The sequence below is a fragment of the Candidatus Devosia phytovorans genome (genome assembly GCA_029202405.1).
Classification (GTDB): Bacteria; Pseudomonadota; Alphaproteobacteria; order Rhizobiales; family Devosiaceae; genus Devosia; species Devosia phytovorans.
On record CP119312.1, the window covers coordinates 89430 to 108610 of the forward strand.

The 19181-nt window shown below is 63.2% G+C and carries 20 protein-coding genes; 12 read left to right on the top strand and 8 right to left on the bottom strand.

Annotated elements, in window-relative coordinates:
* Positions 1-6 precede the first annotated feature (6 nt).
* A complete protein-coding gene (gene hrpB, locus P0Y65_00450; GenBank protein WEK06691.1) occupies positions 7-2454 on the bottom strand; it encodes an ATP-dependent helicase HrpB in 2448 nt (815 codons plus the stop codon).
* Between the two features lie 58 nt (positions 2455-2512).
* Between hrpB and P0Y65_00455 the strand changes: the two genes are divergently transcribed.
* The 3 genes from P0Y65_00455 to P0Y65_00465 all read left to right on the top strand — a co-directional run bounded on the left by P0Y65_00455 (position 2513) and on the right by P0Y65_00465 (position 5455).
* The gene (locus P0Y65_00455) at positions 2513-3376 is read left to right on the top strand and encodes an aldose 1-epimerase family protein (GenBank protein WEK04760.1); all 864 of its coding nucleotides are present in this window, start codon (positions 2513-2515) and stop codon (positions 3374-3376) included.
* Between the two features lie 427 nt (positions 3377-3803).
* Positions 3804-4985 carry an alpha-hydroxy acid oxidase gene (locus P0Y65_00460; GenBank protein WEK04761.1) on the top strand — a complete coding sequence of 394 codons (1182 nt, stop codon included), beginning with the start codon at positions 3804-3806 and terminating at the stop codon, positions 4983-4985.
* A gap of 170 nt (positions 4986-5155) precedes the next feature.
* The gene (locus P0Y65_00465; GenBank protein ID WEK04762.1) at positions 5156-5455 is read left to right on the top strand and encodes a GIY-YIG nuclease family protein; all 300 of its coding nucleotides are present in this window, start codon (positions 5156-5158) and stop codon (positions 5453-5455) included.
* A 5-nt stretch (positions 5456-5460) separates the two neighbouring features.
* Here P0Y65_00465 and P0Y65_00470 read toward each other — a convergent pair whose 3' ends face one another.
* Genes P0Y65_00470 through P0Y65_00480 form a run of 3 tightly spaced genes read right to left on the bottom strand, consistent with a single transcriptional unit; the run spans position 5461 to position 7194 of the window.
* Positions 5461-6261 carry an anti-sigma factor gene (locus tag P0Y65_00470; GenBank protein ID WEK04763.1) on the bottom strand — a complete coding sequence of 267 codons (801 nt, stop codon included), beginning with the start codon at positions 6259-6261 and terminating at the stop codon, positions 5461-5463.
* Positions 6258-6764 carry a sigma-70 family RNA polymerase sigma factor gene (locus P0Y65_00475; GenBank protein ID WEK04764.1) on the bottom strand — a complete coding sequence of 169 codons (507 nt, stop codon included), beginning with the start codon at positions 6762-6764 and terminating at the stop codon, positions 6258-6260. The genes P0Y65_00470 and P0Y65_00475 overlap by 4 nt, the downstream gene beginning before the upstream one ends.
* A 31-nt stretch (positions 6765-6795) precedes the next feature.
* The gene (locus tag P0Y65_00480) at positions 6796-7194 is read right to left on the bottom strand and encodes a hypothetical protein (protein WEK04765.1); all 399 of its coding nucleotides are present in this window, start codon (positions 7192-7194) and stop codon (positions 6796-6798) included.
* A 244-nt stretch (positions 7195-7438) separates the two neighbouring features.
* Here P0Y65_00480 and P0Y65_00485 point away from each other — a divergent pair, with 244 nt between their 5' ends.
* On the top strand, positions 7439-8044 hold the full coding sequence (locus P0Y65_00485; GenBank protein WEK04766.1) for a TRAP transporter small permease subunit: 606 nt from the start codon (positions 7439-7441) through the stop codon (positions 8042-8044).
* Positions 8041-9528 (top strand): TRAP transporter large permease subunit, encoded by a 1488-nt coding sequence (locus P0Y65_00490; protein ID WEK04767.1) that lies wholly within the window; start codon positions 8041-8043, stop codon positions 9526-9528. The genes P0Y65_00485 and P0Y65_00490 overlap by 4 nt, the downstream gene beginning before the upstream one ends.
* Before the next feature lie 55 nt (positions 9529-9583).
* Here P0Y65_00490 and P0Y65_00495 read toward each other — a convergent pair whose 3' ends face one another.
* A complete protein-coding gene (locus P0Y65_00495) occupies positions 9584-10690 on the bottom strand; it encodes a TRAP transporter substrate-binding protein (GenBank protein ID WEK04768.1) in 1107 nt (368 codons plus the stop codon).
* Between the two features lie 219 nt (positions 10691-10909).
* On the opposite strand from P0Y65_00495, the gene P0Y65_00500 reads away from it, so the two are divergent.
* Together P0Y65_00500 and P0Y65_00505 are read left to right on the top strand one after the other, a co-directional pair.
* On the top strand, positions 10910-11854 hold the full coding sequence (locus P0Y65_00500) for a carbohydrate kinase (protein WEK04769.1): 945 nt from the start codon (positions 10910-10912) through the stop codon (positions 11852-11854).
* Between the two features lie 150 nt (positions 11855-12004).
* Positions 12005-12880: a cytochrome c gene (locus P0Y65_00505; GenBank protein WEK04770.1), complete on the top strand. Its 876-nt coding sequence runs from the start codon at positions 12005-12007 to the stop codon at positions 12878-12880.
* Between the two features lie 2 nt (positions 12881-12882).
* On the opposite strand, the gene P0Y65_00510 is transcribed toward P0Y65_00505, so the two are convergent.
* Both P0Y65_00510 and P0Y65_00515 read right to left on the bottom strand, forming a co-directional pair.
* Positions 12883-13182: a type II toxin-antitoxin system RelE/ParE family toxin gene (locus P0Y65_00510; GenBank protein WEK04771.1), complete on the bottom strand. Its 300-nt coding sequence runs from the start codon at positions 13180-13182 to the stop codon at positions 12883-12885.
* Positions 13172-13444: a type II toxin-antitoxin system ParD family antitoxin gene (locus tag P0Y65_00515; GenBank protein ID WEK04772.1), complete on the bottom strand. Its 273-nt coding sequence runs from the start codon at positions 13442-13444 to the stop codon at positions 13172-13174. The genes P0Y65_00510 and P0Y65_00515 overlap by 11 nt, the downstream gene beginning before the upstream one ends.
* A gap of 129 nt (positions 13445-13573) precedes the next feature.
* Between P0Y65_00515 and P0Y65_00520 the strand changes: the two genes are divergently transcribed.
* The 5 genes from P0Y65_00520 to modB all read left to right on the top strand — a co-directional run bounded on the left by P0Y65_00520 (position 13574) and on the right by modB (position 16604).
* Positions 13574-14020 (top strand): hypothetical protein, encoded by a 447-nt coding sequence (locus P0Y65_00520; protein WEK04773.1) that lies wholly within the window; start codon positions 13574-13576, stop codon positions 14018-14020.
* An 87-nt stretch (positions 14021-14107) separates the two neighbouring features.
* Positions 14108-14743 (top strand): bifunctional 4-hydroxy-2-oxoglutarate aldolase/2-dehydro-3-deoxy-phosphogluconate aldolase, encoded by a 636-nt coding sequence (gene eda, locus P0Y65_00525; GenBank protein ID WEK04774.1) that lies wholly within the window; start codon positions 14108-14110, stop codon positions 14741-14743.
* A gap of 2 nt (positions 14744-14745) precedes the next feature.
* Positions 14746-15114 carry a LysR family transcriptional regulator gene (locus P0Y65_00530; GenBank protein ID WEK04775.1) on the top strand — a complete coding sequence of 123 codons (369 nt, stop codon included), beginning with the start codon at positions 14746-14748 and terminating at the stop codon, positions 15112-15114.
* A 66-nt stretch (positions 15115-15180) separates the two neighbouring features.
* Positions 15181-15912, top strand: coding sequence for a molybdate ABC transporter substrate-binding protein (modA, locus tag P0Y65_00535; GenBank protein ID WEK04776.1), 732 nt, complete (start codon positions 15181-15183; stop codon positions 15910-15912).
* Between the two features lie 11 nt (positions 15913-15923).
* Positions 15924-16604 (top strand): molybdate ABC transporter permease subunit, encoded by a 681-nt coding sequence (gene modB / locus P0Y65_00540; protein ID WEK04777.1) that lies wholly within the window; start codon positions 15924-15926, stop codon positions 16602-16604.
* Here modB and ligD read toward each other — a convergent pair.
* A complete protein-coding gene (gene ligD / locus P0Y65_00545) occupies positions 16601-19144 on the bottom strand; it encodes a DNA ligase D (GenBank protein ID WEK04778.1) in 2544 nt (847 codons plus the stop codon). The two genes, modB and ligD, sit on opposite strands and share 4 nt — an antisense overlap.
* Positions 19145-19181: the final 37 nt, after the last annotated feature.

Genomic DNA, 19181 nt, shown 5'->3' on the forward strand with positions numbered 1-19181 from the left:
CCTTTTTCATGTGCCGCGTGGCTTAGCTCTTGCAGTGGCGGCTGCGGTGATGGGATCGTCGGGCCAGAAGTGGCGGGGGTAGCGGCCCTTGAGATCCTTCGCGACGTCTTTCCAGGAGCCGCGCCAGAAGCCGGGGAGGTCGCGGGTGGTCTGGATCGGACGGTGGGCTGGCGACAATAAAATGAGCAGCAGCGGGACTTTACCGCCAGCGATGGCGGGGTGGCGGTCAAGGCCGAAGAGCTCCTGAACGCGGATTTCGAGAGCGGGACCATTCTCGGCAGCATAGTCGATGGGGAGGTAACTCCCTGATGGCGCTGTAAAATGACTGGGCAAGAGCCGGTCGATCTCCTTACGCTGCGACCAGGGGAGCACGGCGTCGAGGGCGTTGCCGAGATGAGCGGCGGTGATGGCGGAGAGCTTTGTTTCGCCGAGAATATAAGGCGATAGCAGGGCTTTAGCATTTACTGCCAAGGCGTCGTCGGAGAGGTCGGGCCAGTCGGTGCCGAGGGTTTGGTGCAGGTAGGTGGAGCGGGCGCGGAGGGCCTTCTGGTCCCTGGTCCAAGGAAGGGCGTTGATGTTTCTGGCGGCGGCTTCGGCCAGGAGGTCGGCGGCGGTGACCAGATCGGTGATGGGGACCGGCTCGTCGCTCAGGCGTAAAGCGTCGAGAGTGCGCGTTTTTCTGGCGCGGACACTGCCGGACTGAGCGTCGAAGGAGAGGGTTTCCGTCTCGGTTGTCTGGTGATCATACAAATCCTCGATAGTTGTACGATCAATCGCGACGGCGGAGCGAATGCGACTGCTGGCGGCGGCGCCTGTCATATCGGTCACAACAAGATACTGAGCGCTGGCAAGAGGTTCGGCCTCGTCGAGGCTGGCCTGGCGGCCATTTGCCAAGCGGAATTTGCCCCGCGCGCCGGCCGCCTGGGCGATGCGGTCGGGAAAAGCATGGGCCAGATGCCAGCATGCTGGACGACTTCTTGTGGACTGGCCGCCAGCCAGCTTGCTCCAGCGTCTTGCGAGGGCACGTGCGTCGTCGGCACGCCTCGAACGGTCGGTTCGGAAGCGGTCGAGACGATGGGCGAGGTCGACGGCATCGCCACCCAGACCCCGTTCGGTAACCAGCACGGCGAGCTCGGCAGCGGTGTCCGGATCGCCATCGGCGGCGACCACCATATGAGCAAGACGGGGGTGGAGGGGGAGCCGGGCGAGGGCTTTGCCCGCGGTGGTGATGCGGCCATGGTCGTCGAGCGCATCGAGCGACTTGAGCAGGGTGATCGCCTCGTTCCAGGCCGGAGCGGGGGGTGGATCGAGCAGCGCGAGCGCTGCGGGATCGGTGACGCCCCAGTTGGCGAGGTCGAGGGCAAAGCCGGACAGGTCGGCGGCGAGGATCTCGGGGGTGTCAAATTGTTCGAGCGCGGCGGTCTGCCCCTCGTTCCACAGGCGAATGGCGATGCCGGGGCTGGTGCGGCCGGCGCGGCCACGGCGCTGGTCGGCGCCGGCGCGGGAAACGCGGGCGGTGGCGAGCGTGGTGAGCCCGGTGTTGGGTTCGTAGACGGGGATGCGGCGGAAGCCGGAGTCGATGACGATGCGGACCCCGTCGATGGTCAGCGAGGTTTCGGCAATCGAGGTGGCGAGGACCACCTTGCGACGGCCGGGTTCTGCCGGGTGGATGGCGCGGTCCTGCTCGGCGGGGGTGAGTTGGCCATAGAGCGGGGCGATATCGACATTGGTGGCGACGCGGGAGGCGAGGCGTTCGGCGACGCGGGTGATTTCGCCCTGGCCGGGGAGGAAGACCAAAGCGGAGCCGTCGTGCTCGCGCAGCGCGGAAAGAACGGCGGACGTGACCTGGTCCTCGAGGCGCTGCAGCGCGTCGGGTTCGCGGTGGATGGTTTCGACCGGGAAGGCGCGACCGAGGCTTTCCACGACCGGGGCATCCTGCAGCAGGCGGGCGACGCGGGCGCCGTCGATGGTGGCGGACATGACGAGGACGCGCAGATCTGGCCGGAGGGCGGCGGCGTCGAGCGCCAGGGCAAGGCCGAGGTCGCCATCGAGGCTGCGCTCGTGGAATTCGTCGAAGAGCACGGCGGCGATGCCGGTTAGTTCGGGATCATCGAGCAGCATGCGGGTGAAGACACCTTCGGTGACGATCTCGACGCGGGTGCGGCTGGAAATTTTACTGTCCATGCGCACGCGATAGCCGACGGTGTCGCCGACATTTTCGCCGAGCAGGCGCGCCATCTGGCCGGCGGCGGCGCGGGCGGCGAGGCGGCGCGGTTCGAGCACTATGATGCGCCGGTCGCCCCGCCAGGGTGCATCGAGCAGGGCAAGGGGGACGCGCGTGGTCTTGCCGGCGCCGGGCGGGGCGACGAGGACGGCATAGGGCCCGGCCTCCAGCGCAGCACGCAACTGGGGCAGGGCGTCGTCGATCGGTAGCGGCGGCAGGGACGAAAGCATTGCCGGTTCATGGCGGATCGGCGAGGGTAGGGCAATAGGCAGGACGGGAGACTGACGCATGGCATTGATCCGCATCGGCAATGAGGATTTGAGCGTGGAGGTGTCATCGCTCGGCGCGGAGATGCAGTCGCTGGTCACCAGTGATGGCCAGAACTGGCTATGGGATGGCGATGCAGCCTTCTGGGGCGGACGCTCGCCGGTGCTGTTCCCGATCGTCGGCAAGGCGCCTGAGGATCATGTCAGCATCGCGGGAACGCGCTATCCGATGGGGCAGCATGGCTTCGCCCGGCGCAATGAATTCGAGCTGATGAACAGCGGTCCCGATTTTTGCCGGTTCGAACTGCGGTCGAGCCCGGCGACGCGGGCAATCTTTCCCTTCGATTTCGTGCTGGCTTTGGAGCATCGCGTCGAGGGGCGTGCGGTGAAGGTGACGGCGGAGATAACCAATGCCGATGACCGGCCGATGCCATTCGGGATCGGTTTTCATCCGGCCTTCGTCTGGCCGCTGCCGGGCTGCGAGGGGCTGGATCATAGCGTGATCCTGGATGATGGCGGTGAGCCGGAGCTGCAGCGGCTGTCGGGCGGGTTGCTGGGGACGCACAAGCTGCCGTCGCCCTTCAGCAATGGGGCGCTGACGCTAAAACATCACCTGTTCGATGCCGATGCGATGATCTTCCCCGAAGGAGCCGGCGCGGGCGTGACCTATGCGGCCAAGGACAAGGCGGTGCATTTCACCTGGGACAACCTGCCGAACTTTGCCATCTGGTCGAAGGCTGGAGCGCCGTTTGTGTGTCTGGAGCCCTGGCGGGGGATGGCGGCGGAGGCGGGCGGGACGGATGCGCTCGAGGAGCGGCCGTATACGGAGGTGCTGGGGCCGGGGGCGAGTGGGCGATATCAGTTCAAGGCGGAGCTGGTGGGGTAGGTGCTTCCCAACACCCGGTGTCACCCCGGCCTTGAGCCGGGACCCATCCCGAGGTCGCGCTGCAGCCGCAAGGTGGCGGTGATTTCACTGACTACCTGGCGGCTGCGCCGGCATCTCAGGATGGGTCCCGGCTCAAGGCCGGGGTGACATCGGGGGTGTGGAGGTGGTTGTGAACACCCGCATGGGCGCGGCCTACGGAACGCTCAGAACCCCTCATCCTGCTTTTCTGCTGAACGCAGAAAAGCTGTCCCTCTCCCTCAAGGGGAGAGGGTTGAGATCGAGTGGGTGGAGCGTCTGGGCCATTCGGGCATAGCCCTCATGGCCTTCAAGCCTAAAATCGCTCCGCTGGAGCGATTTTGCCTGCGGTCGGCTTGAAGACTAACATGTTAGTTGCTAGGGCAGGGGAAATTTCGGAGTTTCCTGCGCCATGGCTGCACTCGACAAGATTTTGACCGTTGATGAAATGAAGCGCAGGGCGCGGCGGTCGGTGCCCAAGATGTTCTTCGAGTATGCCGATAGCGGATCCTATACCGAGGGGACCTATCGGGCCAATGAGAGCGACTTCGAAAAGATCAGCCTCAACCAGAAGGTGGCGGTGAACCTCGAGGGGCGCAATCTCAAAACCCAGATGCTGGGCAAGGAGATCACCATGCCGGTGGCGATTGCGCCGGCGGCGACGGGCGGCATGCAGGTGGCCGATGGGGAGATCAAGGCGGCCAAGGCGGGGGAAAAGTTCGGCATTCCCTTTGCCCTGTCGACGATGAGCGTCTGCTCGATCGAGGATATCGCCGAGAATACGACGGCGCCGTTCTGGTTCCAGCTCTATGTGATGCGCGATCGCGACTTCATCAACCGGCTGATCGACCGGGCGAAGGCGGCTAAGTGCTCGGCGCTGGTGCTGACCATGGATCTGCAGATCCTGGGGCAGCGGCACAAGGACATCCACAACGGGCTGTCGACGCCGCCCAAGTTCAATGCCTATTCCGTCTGGCAGATGATGCAGCATCCGATCTGGTGCGCGCGCATGCTGGGCACCAAGCGGCATACGTTCCGCAATATCGTAGGCCATGTGAGCGGTGATCACGACCTGGCGTCGCTGTCGTCGTGGACGGCCAGCCAGTTCGATCCGACGCTCAACTGGGCGGATGTGAAGTGGATCAAGGAGAGGTTCGGCGGGCCGGTGATCGTCAAGGGCGTGCTCGACCCCGATGATGCGCAGGCGGCGGTGGACAATGGGGCGGATGCGATCGTCGTGTCCAACCATGGCGGTCGCCAGCTCGATGGCGCGCCGTCGACCATTCGCGTGCTGCCGGAAATCGTCGATCGGGTCGGCAACAGAACCGAGGTCTATCTCGATAGCGGCATCCGCTCGGGACAGGATGTGGTCAAGGCGCTGGCCTATGGCGCCAAGGGGACGTTCATCGGCCGGCCGATGCTTTATGGGCTGGGCGCCGGTGGCGAGGCGGGTGTGACGCGCGTGCTGGAGATTATCCGGAAAGAGCTGGACACGACGATGGCGCTGTGTGGCGAGCGGGACATTCTCAATGTCGGGCTGCATAATATTTATTCGAATGACATTCCGGTGCGGAATGCGCCGAAGCTAGCTTAATCCTGGGTCGTCATTCCCGCGAAAGCGGGAATCCCCCTGGATCGTGCCCGGGCCATAGGGAGATTCCCGCTTTCGCGGGAATGACGCGGTGGGTTGAGTGGAATGACCTGCTGTAGCGGCGGAAGTAATGTAGGTTAGGTGGTCACCGGGCGGCTGTTGGGGAATGGTCGTTGAAGAAATTCTTCGTCTACATCCTGACGAACAAGCATCGCAACGTGGTCTATACCGGCGTGACGAGCAATCTCATTGGCCGCACCTTCGTCCATCGCAATGATCTCGTCGACGGCTTTTCACGGCGTTACAAGGTGCATGATCTTGTCTGGTACGAGCAACACCTGACAGCGCTTTCTGCAATTCAGAGAGAAAAGCAGATCAAGAAGTGGCGCCGCGCCTGGAAAGATCAATTGGTCGCCGACTTCAATCCCGAATGGCGCGACCTCTATGACGACGTCGCCAGGCATTGGATCTAGTTGCCCTAGCCTCGATAAACCCGTTCCGATGCCGGGCCAGGGCTCAACTGGGCGAAGACCGTGTTGGCAATGGCCTGGAAAGTTTCGGGTTGTTCGTTGCCGACGATGGTGCAGGTGATGAGGGGATTGGCCCAGTAGAGAGCCGTGTCGGCGCCGAAGTTGACGCTTTCGTAGTCGGGACCATCCACGCCTTGTGAGGGTGTGATGTAGAGCGTGAGGCGCTCGCCGCCGACATCTTCATACATGAGCTGGGCGGCGCGGCCGCCCGGAATGGCGGGGGCGGGGAGGAGGCGGCCACCCATGAAGGTGAGGCCCTGGGCCGTGAGGTCGGGCATGGGGAGATTGGTGGCGAGGCGGTTGGAGAGCCAGGAGCTCAGATGTTCAGCGTCGGTGCCGGCGACCTCCACCGCATGGCGGTTTTCGGCGACATAGACGGTGTGGGCGCTGACGGCGTCGGCGATCAGGCGATCATAGAGCGGGCCGGGCTGGGTGGTGGGGCGCAGCAGCCAGCCGGCGGCCATGCCGGCCGCAAGGAGCAGGGTGATCATGGCGGCGCGCTGCAGCGTCTGCCAGCGGCGCGACTTGTGGACTTCAGCCAGCCGGGTGGGCTTGAGGCGCGCGGGAACCGGCTCGGCGCCGGCGGGGGCGAAGAGGGTTTCTATCGCAAGGTTCTGGCGCTGGATGAGCGCGACTTCGGCAGCGGCGTCGGCATTGGAGGCCAGATGCGCCTGCACGGCGAGGCGGTCGGGCTCGGATAATTGCCCGTCGGCAAAGGCCATCAACATGTCGCGGGTGATCGGCGTCATTTGACGGTCCTCAGGTGCGGTTCGGATGGCGTGCCGGTGGCCAGCCGCAGGGCGGCGCGGGCGCGGCCGAGGCGGCTCATCAATGTGCCGATGGGGATATGCAAGATGTCGGCGGCCTCCTGATAGGGCAGGCCCTCGAGGGCAACCAGCAGCAGGGCTTCCTTCTGCTCGGGCGGCAGGGTGTCGATGGCGCGGGCCATTTCGGCCAGGGCGATGTGCCCGGGCTGGGGCGGTGGGGTGGCCATCTCCGGGACGGTGTCGATGTCGACCTGGGTGCCGCGGCGGAGCGTGGTGCGGCGCGCATTGCGATGCAGGTTCAGCAGGATGGTGAAGAGCCAGGCGCGGACCGGGCCGGTGGGCCGGAACAGGCCGCGCCTGGCGATGGCGCGTTCGAGACAGTCCTGCACCAGATCATCGGCCAGGTCGATATTGCGCGTCAGCGCCCGGGCATAGCGCCGCAAGGCCGGTACGCAGGCTTCCAACTGGTCGAGAAACTGGTCCAAGACGTCTATTCGCTATTGGCTGATCTGCGCCCTATTCAACGGCAAGATGCCAGACGCCACCGACGCCGTCACCCTTGATATCGCCGGCAGCGACATCCTCGTACCAATAGTAAAGCGGCCAGCCGTCATGGGCCCACATCATGGTGCCATCATCGCGGGTGACCACGGTGAAATCGCCTTCGGGGGCGGCACCGGCTTCGGCCATCAGCGGCGGCCATTTGACGGCGCAATCGCCGTTGCAGACGCTCTTGCCGTCGCCCTTGATGTCCTTGTCGAAAGTATAGAGCGTCATGCCATTGGCGTCGGTGAGCACCATCTTGCCGCCGATGTCGGTCGATTTGACGGCGCCGCCCATATAGTCCTCGGCGAGGGCGGGCATGGCGAGAAGGGCCAGCGCGGCGGCACCGGCGAGAAGCGATGGAAACTGCATGGGGAAGTTCCTCCTGTTGCGGGGCCAGCTGTGCGGCCTCCACTGAGAACAACACCGCGCAAGCAGGTTTCATCCGTCTACTTGCTCACAATTTCCTCTTCGGGGCGGTTCTGTCTTATGTGGTCGCGTTTCCGAAGCGCAAAACCGGTATCCACTTTTGCTGGAAACGCTCCAGTGTTTGATTTGCAAAAGATTTGTGACGTGCCATGACTTAGGGCGATGCAAACGACGGGGAGGGTCGAGCGTGTCCATTGCCTTGCGCTTTACGCGCATTGTCGACGAGATCAGTCGACGGGTTGGGCTGATAGCAGTGTGGCTGGTGCTGTTCTCGGCGCTGGTGAGCGCCTTCAATGCCATTTTCCGCTATTCGGTGGCGGCGATGATTTCGCTGGAGCGGAGCATTGGGGGCGGCGTGTTCGGGGGGATGGTGTGGATCTATACGCATTACTCCAACGTGCTGTCGGAGAGCGTCTGGTACATGTTCGGCGGCATGGTGATGCTGGGCGGCGCCTGGACGCTCAAGATGAACGAGCATGTGCGGGTGGACCTGCTGTATGGCGCGGTCAGCGAACGCACGCGGACCTGGATTGACCTGCTGGGCGGGCTGTTCTTCCTGATGCCGCTCTGCATCCTGCTGATCTATTTCACCTGGCCATGGTTCCTGCAGGCGTGGAACCAGAATATCCAGTCCAATGCCGCAGGGGGGCTGCCGCGCTGGCCGGTGCGGCTGATGCTGCCGGTGGGCTTTGCCGTGCTGATGCTGCAGGGGGTGGCCGAGATCGTCAAATGCGTGCTGGCGCTGACGACGAATTACGTCCGCGAATTCGCCTATGAGAAGCCCGTGCAATGATCGATCTCATTCGCGAGAATATGGCGCCGATCCTGTTTGGCGGCCTCGTCATCTTCCTGTTGATCGGCTATCCGGCGGCGTTTTCGCTGGCGGCGGTGGGGCTGTTTGGCGGGCTGGCTGCAATCGAGCTGGGGCTGATCGGGCCGCAGTTTCTGGGGAACCTGACCTATCAACTCTATGGCGTGCTCAGCAACGAACTGCTGCTGGCGATCCCGTTCTTCACGCTGATGGGGGTGATCCTTGAAAAGAGCGGGCTGGCCGAGGACCTGCTGGAGGGTTTTGGCCAGCTGTTCGGCGGGGTGCGCGGGGGCTTGAGCTATGCGGTGATCATTGTCGGGGCGATCCTTGGCGCGATTACCGGGACAGTGGCGGCGTCGGTGATTGCCATGGGGTTGATCTCGCTGCCGGTGATGATGCGCTATGGTTATAATGTGCGACATGCGACGGGGGTGATCGCGGCCTCGGGGACGATCACACAGCTGATACCGCCGTCGCTGGTGCTGATCGTGCTGGCGGACCAACTGCAGCGCTCGCCGGGCGAGATGTATATCGGGGCGACCGGGGCTTCCATTGTCCAGGTGCTGCTGTTCATGGGCTGGGTGTTCATCCTATCCATCATCCGGCCGCAGGACGTACCGGCGCTGCCGCCCGAGGCGCGGACGCTCAAGGGCTGGCCGCTGTGGCGGACGATCATCCGCGGCACGGTGCCGAGCCTGGCGCTGATCTTTATCGTGCTGGGGACGATCCTGCTGGGTCTCGTCACGCCGACGGAAGCGGGGGCCATGGGCGTGGTGGGGGCGCTGCTGCTGGCCTGGATCAACGGGCGGCTGAGCTGGGCGGTGACCTGGGGCGGGATGCTGTCGACCATGCGGCTCACGGCGATGGTGGTGTTCATCCTGCTCGGGGCGCGGGTGTTTACGCTGGTGTTCCAGGGCGTGGGTGGCGGGCACTGGATCGAGGAATTGCTCAGCAACCTGCCGGGCGGGGTGGTGGGCTTCCTGATCTTCGTCAATATCTTCGTCTTTATCCTGGCCTTCTTTCTCGACTTCTTCGAGATCGCCTTCATCGTCATTCCGCTGCTGGCACCGGTGGCGGAGAGCATGGGGATCAACCTCGTCTGGTTCGGGGTGATGATCTGCGCCAATATGCAGACGAGCTTCATGCATCCCCCGTTCGGCTTTGCGCTGTTCTACCTGCGGGGCATCGTGCCGCGCGACAAGGTCAAGACGACGGACATCTATATGGGAGCGATCCCGTGGCTGGTGTTGCAACTGATCCTGGTGGGTCTGCTGATTGCCTTTCCGCAACTGGTGACGTTCTTCCTCGAAGCGCCGGTGGATGTGGATCTCGACACGATCCAGATCGTGCTGCCGTCGAGCGGTGCGGGCGAGGTGGCGACGCCCAGCTTTACGGCGCCGCCGCCACCGAGTTTTGGAACACCGCCGGCGCCGAGTTTTGAAACGCCTCCGCCACCGGCGTTCTGAGACGAAAAACCCCGGGCCATTGGCCCGGGGTTTCTGATTGTTCGAGCCTGAGCTCTCAGAGTTTGTTCGCGCGTTGCTGGCTTTGCATGAAGGCGTCGTAGTTGAGTTCGGCGATCTGGTTCCAGAGATAGTGGTCCTTACGGAAGGCTGTGATGGAGTCCCAGATGGTCTTGAAATGCGGGCTGGATTGGCTCAGTTCGGCATAGGTTTCATTGGCCGCTTCGAAGCTGGCCTCCATGATTTCCGGGCTGAAGGGGCGGAGCTGGGCGCCGGCGGCGACGAGCTTCTTGATGGCGGTGGGATTGACGAAATCATACTTGGCCAGCATGTCGGCACTGGTGGCCTGGCAGGCGGTTTTCAGCAGCGACTGGTACTGTGCTGGCAGTTCTTCGAACTTGGTCTTGTTGATCAGCGCGTGGACGGTCGGGCCGCCTTCCCACCAGCCGGGATAGTAGTAATAGGGCGCGACCTTCTGGAAGCCGAGCTTTTCGTCGTCATAGGGGCCAACCCATTCGGCGGCGTCGATCGTGCCTTTTTCCAGCGCATTGTAGATTTCGCCGCCCGGCAGGGTCTGGGGGATGACGCCGAGCTTGGTGAGGATGGTGCCGGCGAAGCCGACGCGCATCTTGAGGCCCTGGAGGTCGGCGACGGTATTGATCTCCTTGCGGAACCAGCCGCCCATCTGGGCCGCGGTATTGCCGCAGGGGAAGCCGACGATGTTGTAATCGGCGAGGAAGGCATTGGTGATGTCGAGGCCGCCGCCATAATAGTACCAGGCGCTCATGCCGCGGGCATTGAGCGAAAAGGGAATGGCGGCCATGGCGGCCCAGGCAACGTCCTTGCCGGAGAAATAATAGCCCACGGTATGGGCCATTTCGATCGTGCCTTCGGAGACGGGGTCGACCACTTCAAAGGCCGGAACAAGTTCGCCGGCGGCAAAGACGTCGATGGTGAAATTGCCGTCGGAGGCTTCGCTGACATATTTGGCCAGGGTTTCGCCGCCGCCATAAATGGTGTCGAGACCGGGCGGGAACGAGCTGGCCAGGCGCCAGGCAATCTTGGGCTGGCTCTGGGCAATGGCCGGCATGGCCAGGCCGGTTGTGGCGGCAACGGCGCCAGCGCCCACGGCACTGGCCTTGGTAAAGAACTTGCGACGATCCAACGAATATTCCTCCCTCAAAAAGACCGGATCTCCCCTTCCGGTCGGCATCAACAATACACGGCGCAAAACCCAAGTCCAGACAGGGTTTTGTGCCAGTTGTGCGGAAGAATTTACTTGTGATGGCGCCGCGTGCCCGCCGGTTGGGCAAATGCTCTGGGTGCTGGTGACAGGTCCGGCAAAGATGGTATGTGAGCCGTCGAACAAACGGGAGGTGACTGCATGTTCGTGGTGGGTGGCGAGAGCCTGATTGATCTGGTGCCAGCAGCGCCCGGCCCGGCGGCCGAGCGGCAGCCGGTGGCGGGTGGATCTCCGTTCAACTGCGCCATTGCCCTGGCCAAGCTCGGCAATCAGACAGGCTTCCTGTGTCCGATCAGTACAGACTCCTATGGCGACATGCTGCTCCAGCCGTTGGCCGAGGCGGGGGTAAATGTGTTGGTCAAGGAGCGCGTCGATGCGCCAACGACCAAGGCGATCGTCACCTTTAACGAGAAAATGCAGGCAAGCTATCAGTTCGAGCGCGGAGCCGAACGGGCTTTCACCCAGGACAGCCTGCTCGAGGCGCTGCCGGGCGATGTCGAAGTCCTGCAACTGGGTGGTTTCGTGCCGATCGAGACTGCGGATGCGGCGGCCTGGCAGGCAGTCGCGCGCAAGGCTATTGCCGGTGGCGCAGTCTTGACCATGGATATCAATGTGCGGCCGCTGCTGGTTGACGACGAGGCAAGCTATCGGCTGCAATTGTCGCAACTGCTCGACCTGGCGCATGTGATCAAGCTGTCGGACGAGGATCACGTCTGGCTTGAGCCCAAGCTGAGTATCGAAGCGCATGCCAGACTGTTGCTGGCGCGAACCAATTGCCAGCTGGTGATCGTGACACTGGGCGAAGAGGGCTCGCTGGCCTTTACGTCGGAGGCGGAAGCCAAGAGCGCAATCTATTCGCCGCCGGTCTTCGTCGACACGGTCGGTGCTGGCGACAGCCTGATGGCGGGTACACTGACCTGGCTGGGTGAGCATGGCGCGTTTCATGCTGGCGGTTTTGCCGGCCTGGACACGGCGGGCCTCGAAGAGATGCTGCGCTTCGGCGCGGTGGTGGCGGGGATCAATTGCGGTCGCAAGGGCTGCCAGCCACCGACGCGCGCCGAGGTCGATGCCGTGCTAGGGAAATAATCCCGGACTGCACCTTAACATTTCCGTTAGTTGCCAGTGGCTTTCGGCTCTGCTCTCTAGATTTTGAGTGATCGCGCTTTCGAACCACAAAAGTGGTGTCCATTTTTGCTGAAAACGCTCAAGCTCGTGACAGCGGCAAGGGGTTGAGCAATGCGGCGTGGTCTGGTGATTCTGGGCGTCCTGGCCGTGGCGGCTGTGGGCGCTGGTGTGTATTTCCTCAAGCCGGTCAATGGTCCGGCGCGTGACCTGACCCTTACGGGCGACGCGGCGCGCGGCGATTACCTGATGCGACTGGGCGGCTGCGTCGCCTGCCATACCGATGTGGCCAATGGCAAAGCCTTCCTGTCAGGGGGCGCAGGGCTGGAGACACAGTTCGGGATTTTCGTGCCACCCAATATCACTTCCGATCCCGAGGCCGGCATCGGTAGCTGGACGGTGGCGCAGTTTTCCGATGCGATGAGCAATGGCATGGGGCCGCAGGGCCATCTTTACCCGGCCTTCCCCTATGAGAATTATACGCTGATGAGCGACCAGGAGATCGTCGATCTCTATGCGGCGCTGATGGCGACCGAGCCGGTGAGCGAGCCGGCCGCGGAAAGCCAGATCCCTTTTCCCTTCAATATCCGCCTTGCCATGGCGGGCTGGAAGAATCTGTTCTTCACGCCGGAACGCTTCGTGCCGGAAGCGGGGCGATCGGACAGCTATAACCGCGGCAAGTATCTGGCGCTGGGGCCGGCGCATTGCGTCGCCTGCCATACGCCGCGAAACGCGCTGGGGGCATTGGAATGGGATCAGGCCATGGCCGGTTCGCCGGGCGGCACGGGCGGTCGGGCGCCAGCGATCACGCGACAGGCGCTGCTGGACGGCGGTTATGACGAGGCGAGCCTGGCGCAGACGCTGATGGATGGTTTCACGCCCAATTTCGACGTGCTGGGCGGGCCGATGGGCGAGGTGATCACTGATTCCACGTCGCTGTGGACGGATGAGGATCGGGCGGCGCTGGCGGAGTATCTGCTGGCGGAGTGACGCTAGAGATTTTTGAGTGCCTCCTTGGCATTACGTGCGGCGTGCAAGATACGCAGGACAAACACCGCTCGGGGAAGCAGCCGATAGTAGATGACGTAGTTCCCGAGCGGGATCGATCTTATGCCGTCGCCCAGTTCCGGTCTGGGCTGTCCAGACTCTGGATAGTCACCGGCGCGTTGACTGACGGCGATGATTGAATCGATAATATCGTCGGCTGCGCGGACGCTGTCATTTGCGATGTAGAGCCAGATGTCCTGGCGGTCCTGTTTGGCTGCAAAGCTTTCCCTGACCTCAAGCCGCATTTGACTTGGCTCGTTCGGCTAATATGCGTCGGCCCTCTCTCTTGATTTCCTCAGCATCCATAGGTCCGGCGTCGCCACTGTCGATGCCGTCCTGGATCGCCTTTTTCAGCTCGTTCAATTTCCACTCACGCAGGGCTTCGCGTTCTTCCATCAGGCGCATGCCGTCGCGGAGGACTTCGCTGACGCTGGCGTAACGGCCTGAGGCGACGAGATTTTTGGCGAAGGCCTCGTAGTGATCGCCGAGGGAATAGCTGGATGGCATGATGGGCGCTCCTGAAAATATCAATTTATGATAGGATCGGAGGGTTGAGCCGGCAAGTCCATCCGTAGAAATGCTTGCATGATCCGGCATTGCCCCTAAGCTATTGCCCCGATGGCAGGGGGCTTGCCGATGGGTGGACGGGACGATGACGGCTTGGGCGAAGAGGCCCAACGTGGCTTTGCCAATGCTACGGATTCGGTCGGCGCCTATACCGATATGCAGGCCATTGTCCTGATGGGCTATCGCTACCGCTGCGTGCTCACCGGCGCACAGTTCGGCAAGCAGGTGCTGCATCTGCATCCCGATCTCGACGTCGTTGCCATCCAGCCGCTGGACCAGGGCGGGCAGCTGACGATCGGCAATTTCCTGCCCATGTTGTCGTCGCTCAGCGGACCGTTTGGCGATGGGCTGATCACGATCGATGACGACTACCGCATCGTGGTGCCGCATCCGGATCTGCTGGGCCGGCAGTTGGTGGACGTGTTGCGGCATGGCCTTGATCTGCCGGGGGAAGAGCTGTTCAAGCCAGGCACAGGATTTCTTGCCTATCACCGGCGTTATGCTCTGGGGCGATGATAATTTCGTCGCATCGGGGTGAACGGGCTTGCGGCGGACCGGGCTTGGTCCTAACCCTTCTGGCACAGTTACCGACGAGGTTCGACCATGCCGCAAGACGCAGCCGCCATTCGTTCCATTCTCTCGCTAGCGCCGGTCGTACCGGTCATCATCCTCGATGACGTGAGCCAAGCGCGGCCGCTGGCAGAGGCGTTGGTGGCGGGTGGCTTGCCGATCCTCGAAGTGACGCTGCGCACGCCGAACGCGCTGAAAGTCATGGAGGAAATGGCCAAGGTGAATGGCGCCATCGTCGGCTCGGGTACGGTGCGGACGCCGCTGCATATGAAGCAGTCAGTGGATGCCGGTTGCCGTTTTATGGTGTCGCCGGGAATTTCGCCGCGTATTCTAGACGCTGCCGATGATATCGGCATTCCGCTGCTGCCGGGTATTGCGACGCCGAGCGAGGCGATGACGGCGGCCGAGCGCGGCTACAGCTTTCTCAAGTTTTTCCCCGCCGAGGCCAATGGCGGCGCGCCGGTGCTGAAAGCCTTTGCTTCGCCGCTGCCGGATATCACCTTCTGCCCGACGGGCGGGATCGATCCGGCCAAGGCCAAGGTCTATCTGGGTCTGCCCAATGTGATCTGTGTGGGCGGCAGCTGGATCATGCCGGCCGATGCGATCGCGGCTGGCGACTGGGGCAAGATCGAAGCGCTGGCGCGCGAGGCGAGCGCGCTGCGCGGCTAGCCATGGCCGAGGTGCCGGAGGACGGGCTGAGCCATCTGCGGGTCACGCTGAGCGAGACGGCCTATATCGGGCCGGGTCGGGCTGACCTGCTTGAGTTGATCGATCAGACCGGGTCCATTTCTGCTGCGGGCAAGGCCATGGGCATGAGCTACAAGCGGGCCTGGGGACTGGTGCAGGCGCTTAACGAAGGGTTTGGCACTCACCTGGTTGAATCCAGCCGCGGTGGAGCGGCGCAGGGCGGGGCGCAGTTGACCGAGGCGGGACGGCTTGTGCTCGACCACTATCGGGGGATGCAGGAGAGGACGCGGGCGGCGATTGCCGGGGACGTCGCGGCGCTGCGGCAGAAGTTCGATATGTCTGGACGGAAATAACGCTTGCTTCGGGTTGGAACGGCGGGCGACAACCGATATGAAACGAAAAACATATCGGAGCCTTCGATGAACCGCGTCCTCCTGGCCCTCGTGACGGGCCTGCTTGCTTCCACTGGCGCCCATGCCGAAACGGTCAATGTGGCCGTGGCGGCCAATTTCACCAAGGTGGCCGAAGAGCTGGCGCCGATCTTCAAGGCCGAGACCGGCCATGACGTGGTCTATAGCTTTGGTGCCACGGGGCAGCTTTACACCCAGGCAACTCAGGGGGCGCCGTTCGAGGTGTTTCTGTCGGCCGACGATGTGCGGCCGAGCCAGGCGGTGAGCGACGGGATTGGCGTCGAGGGGACAGTGTTCACCTATGCCATTGGTGCGCTGGCGCTGTATTCGACGTCGTTCGACCTGACGGACGGCAAGGCGGTGCTCGAGGCCGGTGATTTCGACAAGATTGCCATTGCCGATCCGGAAACCGCGCCTTACGGCCGCGCTGCAACCGAAGCGCTGGATGGGTTGGGGCTGACCGAGGCGGTGGCGGACAAGCTGGTGACGGGCGAAAACATCACCCAGACGCTGCAGTTCATCGAAAGCGGCAATGCCGAGCTCGGCTTTACAGCGGCGAGCCAGGTTGTGGGCAAGTCGTCGGTGTGGCTGGTGCCGGCCGATCTTTATGAGCCGATCCGGCAGGATGCGGTGTTGCTCAAGACCGGCGAGGCCAGTCCGGCGGCGTCGGCCTATGTGGACTTCCTCAAGAGTGATGCCGCGGTGGCCGTGATCGAAGCGGCGGGTTACGTCGTCGAATAGGCAGGAGCAGGATGTATCTTGGCGATATCTGGACGCCGGTCAGTCTGACGCTGACGCTGGCGGGGATCAATACGCTCATTCTTTTGCTGCTCGGCACTCCGATTGCCTGGTGGCTGGCGCGCAGCAGGAGCCGGTTTCGCGAAGTGGTGGGGGCGGTGGTGGCCATGCCGCTGGTGCTGCCGCCGACGGTGCTGGGGTTTTACCTGCTGCTGGCGCTCGGGCCCTATGGGCCGGGCGGGTGGATCGCCGGGCTCTGGGGTGGGCGGACGCTGGCGTTTTCGTTTACCGGCCTCATCATCGGGTCGTTCTTTTATTCGCTGCCCTTCATGGTTCAGCCGCTGCGCAATGGCTTCATGGCGATCGGCGATGATGCGCTGGAGGCGGCGACGAGCCTGGGGGCTTCGGACTGGCAGCGGTTCTGGCGGGTGGCGGTCCCCCTTGCCCGCCCCGGCTATATTACCGGCGCGGTGATGACCTTTGCCCATACGGTTGGGGAATTCGGCGTGGTGCTGATGATCGGGGGAAATATCCCGGGGCAGACCAAGGTGATCGCCATTGCGCTCTACGATTATGTCGAGCGGCTGCAATGGGGCGAGGCGCATGTGGTGGCGCTGGGCATGGTGATTTTCGCCTTTGTCGTCATTGCGGTGACGCTGAGCATTGATCGGCGGGTCAATGTGCCGATGCCCTAGTCGAGCTTAGCGACCATGGTCTTGGTGATGGCCTTGCTGGCGGAGAAATAGTCTTTCCAGGGGTCGGGCTGTTTGGCGCGGGTGGCGGCCATGGCCAGGGTGAACTGGTTGGCGGCCTTGATCTCGGGCAGTTCGTCCCATGAGACGGGGACGGCGGCGGGAGCGCCTTCGCGGGAGCGGGAGGACCAGGGGGCAATGGCGGTGGAGCCGCGCTCGTTGCGCAGATAGTCGATGAAAAGCTTGCCCTTGCGCTTGGCCTTGCTCATCGTGGCAACGAAACGGTCAGGTTCATTGTCGGCGAGGTGCTGGGCGAGGCCCTTGCAGAAGGCTTTCACGAGCGGCCATTCGGCGCTGGGGCGCAGTGGGGCGATGACGTGGACGCCCTTGCCCCCGCTGACGAGGGGATATGATCCCAGGTCGAATTCGGCCAGGGCTTCGCGGATGGTTTGGGCGGCATCGCGGACGTCAGAAAAGCCGAGGCCTTCGTCTGGATCGATGTCGAAAATGATGCGCTCGGGCTTTTCGACATTGCTGTTTCGCGAGCCCCAGAGGTGCCATTCGAGGACGTTCATCTGGGTGCCGGCGATGAGGCCCGCGAGACTGTCGATATAGAAATAGTCCTCCTTGCTACCGTCCTTTTCGGCGATAAGGAGGCTCTTCATGGCATCGGAGAAGCCGCCGGTGTCGTGCTTCTGGAAGAAGCAGTATTTGGCGCGGCCCTGTGGGCAGCGCAGGAGGCTAAGAGGGCGGTTTTCGACATAGGGCAGCATGGCATCGGCGACAGCGGCGAAATAGGCGACGAGGTCGGCCTTGGTAACGCCCTGGCCGGGGTAGATGACGCGGTCGGGGCTGGTGAGCTTGATGCTGGCCGCTTCGGCGGCGGCAATGCCGGCGTCGTCGGTGAGGGAAGCGGGGGTTTCGGCTTTGACGGATTTGGCGGGCTTGTCCTCGCGCAGCGCGAGGAAGGACGGGTGGCGAAGAATGCCGTCGGGGGTGAATTCGGTGTAGCCGATTTCGGCGACGAGTTCGGGCGTAACCCATCTAGCGCCGCGCGCAATGGTCTTGGGCACGGTGTCGAAGGGGCTGGTCTTGCGGGCGCGGGTGTCGAGCTGCTGTTGCAGCTCCTGCGCGCTGTTCGCGGTGAAGCCGGTGCCGACGCGGCCGCGATAGGTGAGCTTGCCGTTTTCCCAGGTGCCGAGCAGGAGGGAGGCGAAGGTTTTCTTTTTAGTCGAGGGGGACCAGCCGGCGATGACGAATTCCTGGCGTTTCGTCCCCTTGATCTTGAGCCAGCTTCGGGTGCGGGTGCCGCTATAGGGAGCTGACGCCTCCTTGGCGATGATGCCTTCGTGGCCCTGGCGGGTGACGGTGTCGAAGACCTTCTGGCCATTGCCGGTGACATGGGCGGAAAATTGCACGAGCGAGGAGGATTCGATCTTGCCGAGCAGCTTTTCGAGCCTGGCCTTGCGGTCGGTCAGCGGCTTTTTGGTGAGGTCCGTGCCGTCGAGTTCGAGCAGGTCGAAGGCGAGATAGACCAGGGGGCCACCGTTGGACAGGTGGTCCTTGAGGGTCGAGAAGTCGGTGCGGCCCTTGTCGTCGAAGGCGCAGAGTTCGCCGTCGATCAGGGCCGTGCCCTTGGTGATGCGGGCGAGGGGCGGGACGATGGCGGCGAATTGCTCGGTCCAGTCCTTGCCGGTGCGGGTGTAGAGACGGACCTGATCGCCTGAGATGGCGGCCTGGCAGCGGTAGCCATCATATTTCATCTCGAAGATCCAGTCGCTGCCCTCCGGCACGTCGGTAACGAGGGTAGCGAGCTGGGGCTGGCGGAATTTGGGCAGCTCGGAAGTCTTGCCGGAGCGCTTTGCAGGGAGGGGATTGTCGACGGATTTGTCACTGTCGGAATGCCAGACGGCGTCGGCTCTGGTCTCGGTCTGCTTTTTGGGTTTGAGGCCCTTGGCGATGCCATCGAGATCGCGGCCGGTCGAAACGGACTTGGTGAAGCGGGTGACGAGGGTTTCCTTGTCCTTGGCATAGTCGTCGCGGTGCTTGATGAGCAGCCAGTTTTCGCGAGCCGGGCCGGATTTGCGTTTGGTGTCGCGGCCCTTCATGTGGACGAGGACATATTCGCCCTTCATGCGGTGGCCATTGAGCTTCATCTTGAGGTCGCCGCCTTCGAGCCCCTCATGGGGATCGCCGATCGGTTCCCAGGTGCCCTCGTCCCAGAGCATGACGGTGCCGCCGCCATATTCGCCTTCGGGGATGGTACCCTCGAAAGAGCCATAGTCGAGGGGATGGTCTTCAACGCGAACGGCGAGGCGCTTGTCCTCGGGATTGTCGGAAGGGCCCTTGGTCACGGCCCAACTTTTCAGCACGCCGTCGAGCTCGATGCGGAAATCATAGTGTAGGCGGGTCGCGTCATGCTTTTGCACGACGAAGCGATAGGCGGCCTCACCCTCGCCGGCCTTGCCGGAGGGTTCCTGTGTCCTGGTGAAGTCGCGCTTGGAATTGTATTCCTTGAGCAGGGTTTCGGCTTTGGCGGCCATGGCGCGGAACACCTTTTTGCGCAATCTGACGAGCAGC

Excerpts from the sequence above, each read along its gene's own strand:
- hrpB (WEK06691.1), bottom strand. The coding sequence starts at position 2,454 with ATGCTTTCGTCCCTGCCGCCGCTACCGATCGACGACGCCCTGCCCCAG.
- P0Y65_00455 (WEK04760.1), top strand. The coding sequence starts at position 2,513 with ATGGCATTGATCCGCATCGGCAATGAGGATTTGAGCGTGGAGGTGTCA.
- P0Y65_00460 (WEK04761.1), top strand. The coding sequence starts at position 3,804 with ATGGCTGCACTCGACAAGATTTTGACCGTTGATGAAATGAAGCGCAGG.
- P0Y65_00470 (WEK04763.1), bottom strand. The coding sequence starts at position 6,261 with ATGACGCCGATCACCCGCGACATGTTGATGGCCTTTGCCGACGGGCAA.
- P0Y65_00480 (WEK04765.1), bottom strand. The coding sequence starts at position 7,194 with ATGCAGTTTCCATCGCTTCTCGCCGGTGCCGCCGCGCTGGCCCTTCTC.
- P0Y65_00490 (WEK04767.1), top strand. The coding sequence starts at position 8,041 with ATGATCGATCTCATTCGCGAGAATATGGCGCCGATCCTGTTTGGCGGC.
- P0Y65_00500 (WEK04769.1), top strand. The coding sequence starts at position 10,910 with ATGTTCGTGGTGGGTGGCGAGAGCCTGATTGATCTGGTGCCAGCAGCG.
- P0Y65_00505 (WEK04770.1), top strand. The coding sequence starts at position 12,005 with ATGCGGCGTGGTCTGGTGATTCTGGGCGTCCTGGCCGTGGCGGCTGTG.
- P0Y65_00510 (WEK04771.1), bottom strand. The coding sequence starts at position 13,182 with ATGCGGCTTGAGGTCAGGGAAAGCTTTGCAGCCAAACAGGACCGCCAG.
- P0Y65_00515 (WEK04772.1), bottom strand. The coding sequence starts at position 13,444 with ATGCCATCCAGCTATTCCCTCGGCGATCACTACGAGGCCTTCGCCAAA.
- P0Y65_00520 (WEK04773.1), top strand. The coding sequence starts at position 13,574 with ATGGGTGGACGGGACGATGACGGCTTGGGCGAAGAGGCCCAACGTGGC.
- eda (WEK04774.1), top strand. The coding sequence starts at position 14,108 with ATGCCGCAAGACGCAGCCGCCATTCGTTCCATTCTCTCGCTAGCGCCG.
- P0Y65_00530 (WEK04775.1), top strand. The coding sequence starts at position 14,746 with ATGGCCGAGGTGCCGGAGGACGGGCTGAGCCATCTGCGGGTCACGCTG.
- modA (WEK04776.1), top strand. The coding sequence starts at position 15,181 with ATGAACCGCGTCCTCCTGGCCCTCGTGACGGGCCTGCTTGCTTCCACT.
- modB (WEK04777.1), top strand. The coding sequence starts at position 15,924 with ATGTATCTTGGCGATATCTGGACGCCGGTCAGTCTGACGCTGACGCTG.
- ligD (WEK04778.1), bottom strand. The coding sequence starts at position 19,144 with ATGGCCGCCAAAGCCGAAACCCTGCTCAAGGAATACAATTCCAAGCGC.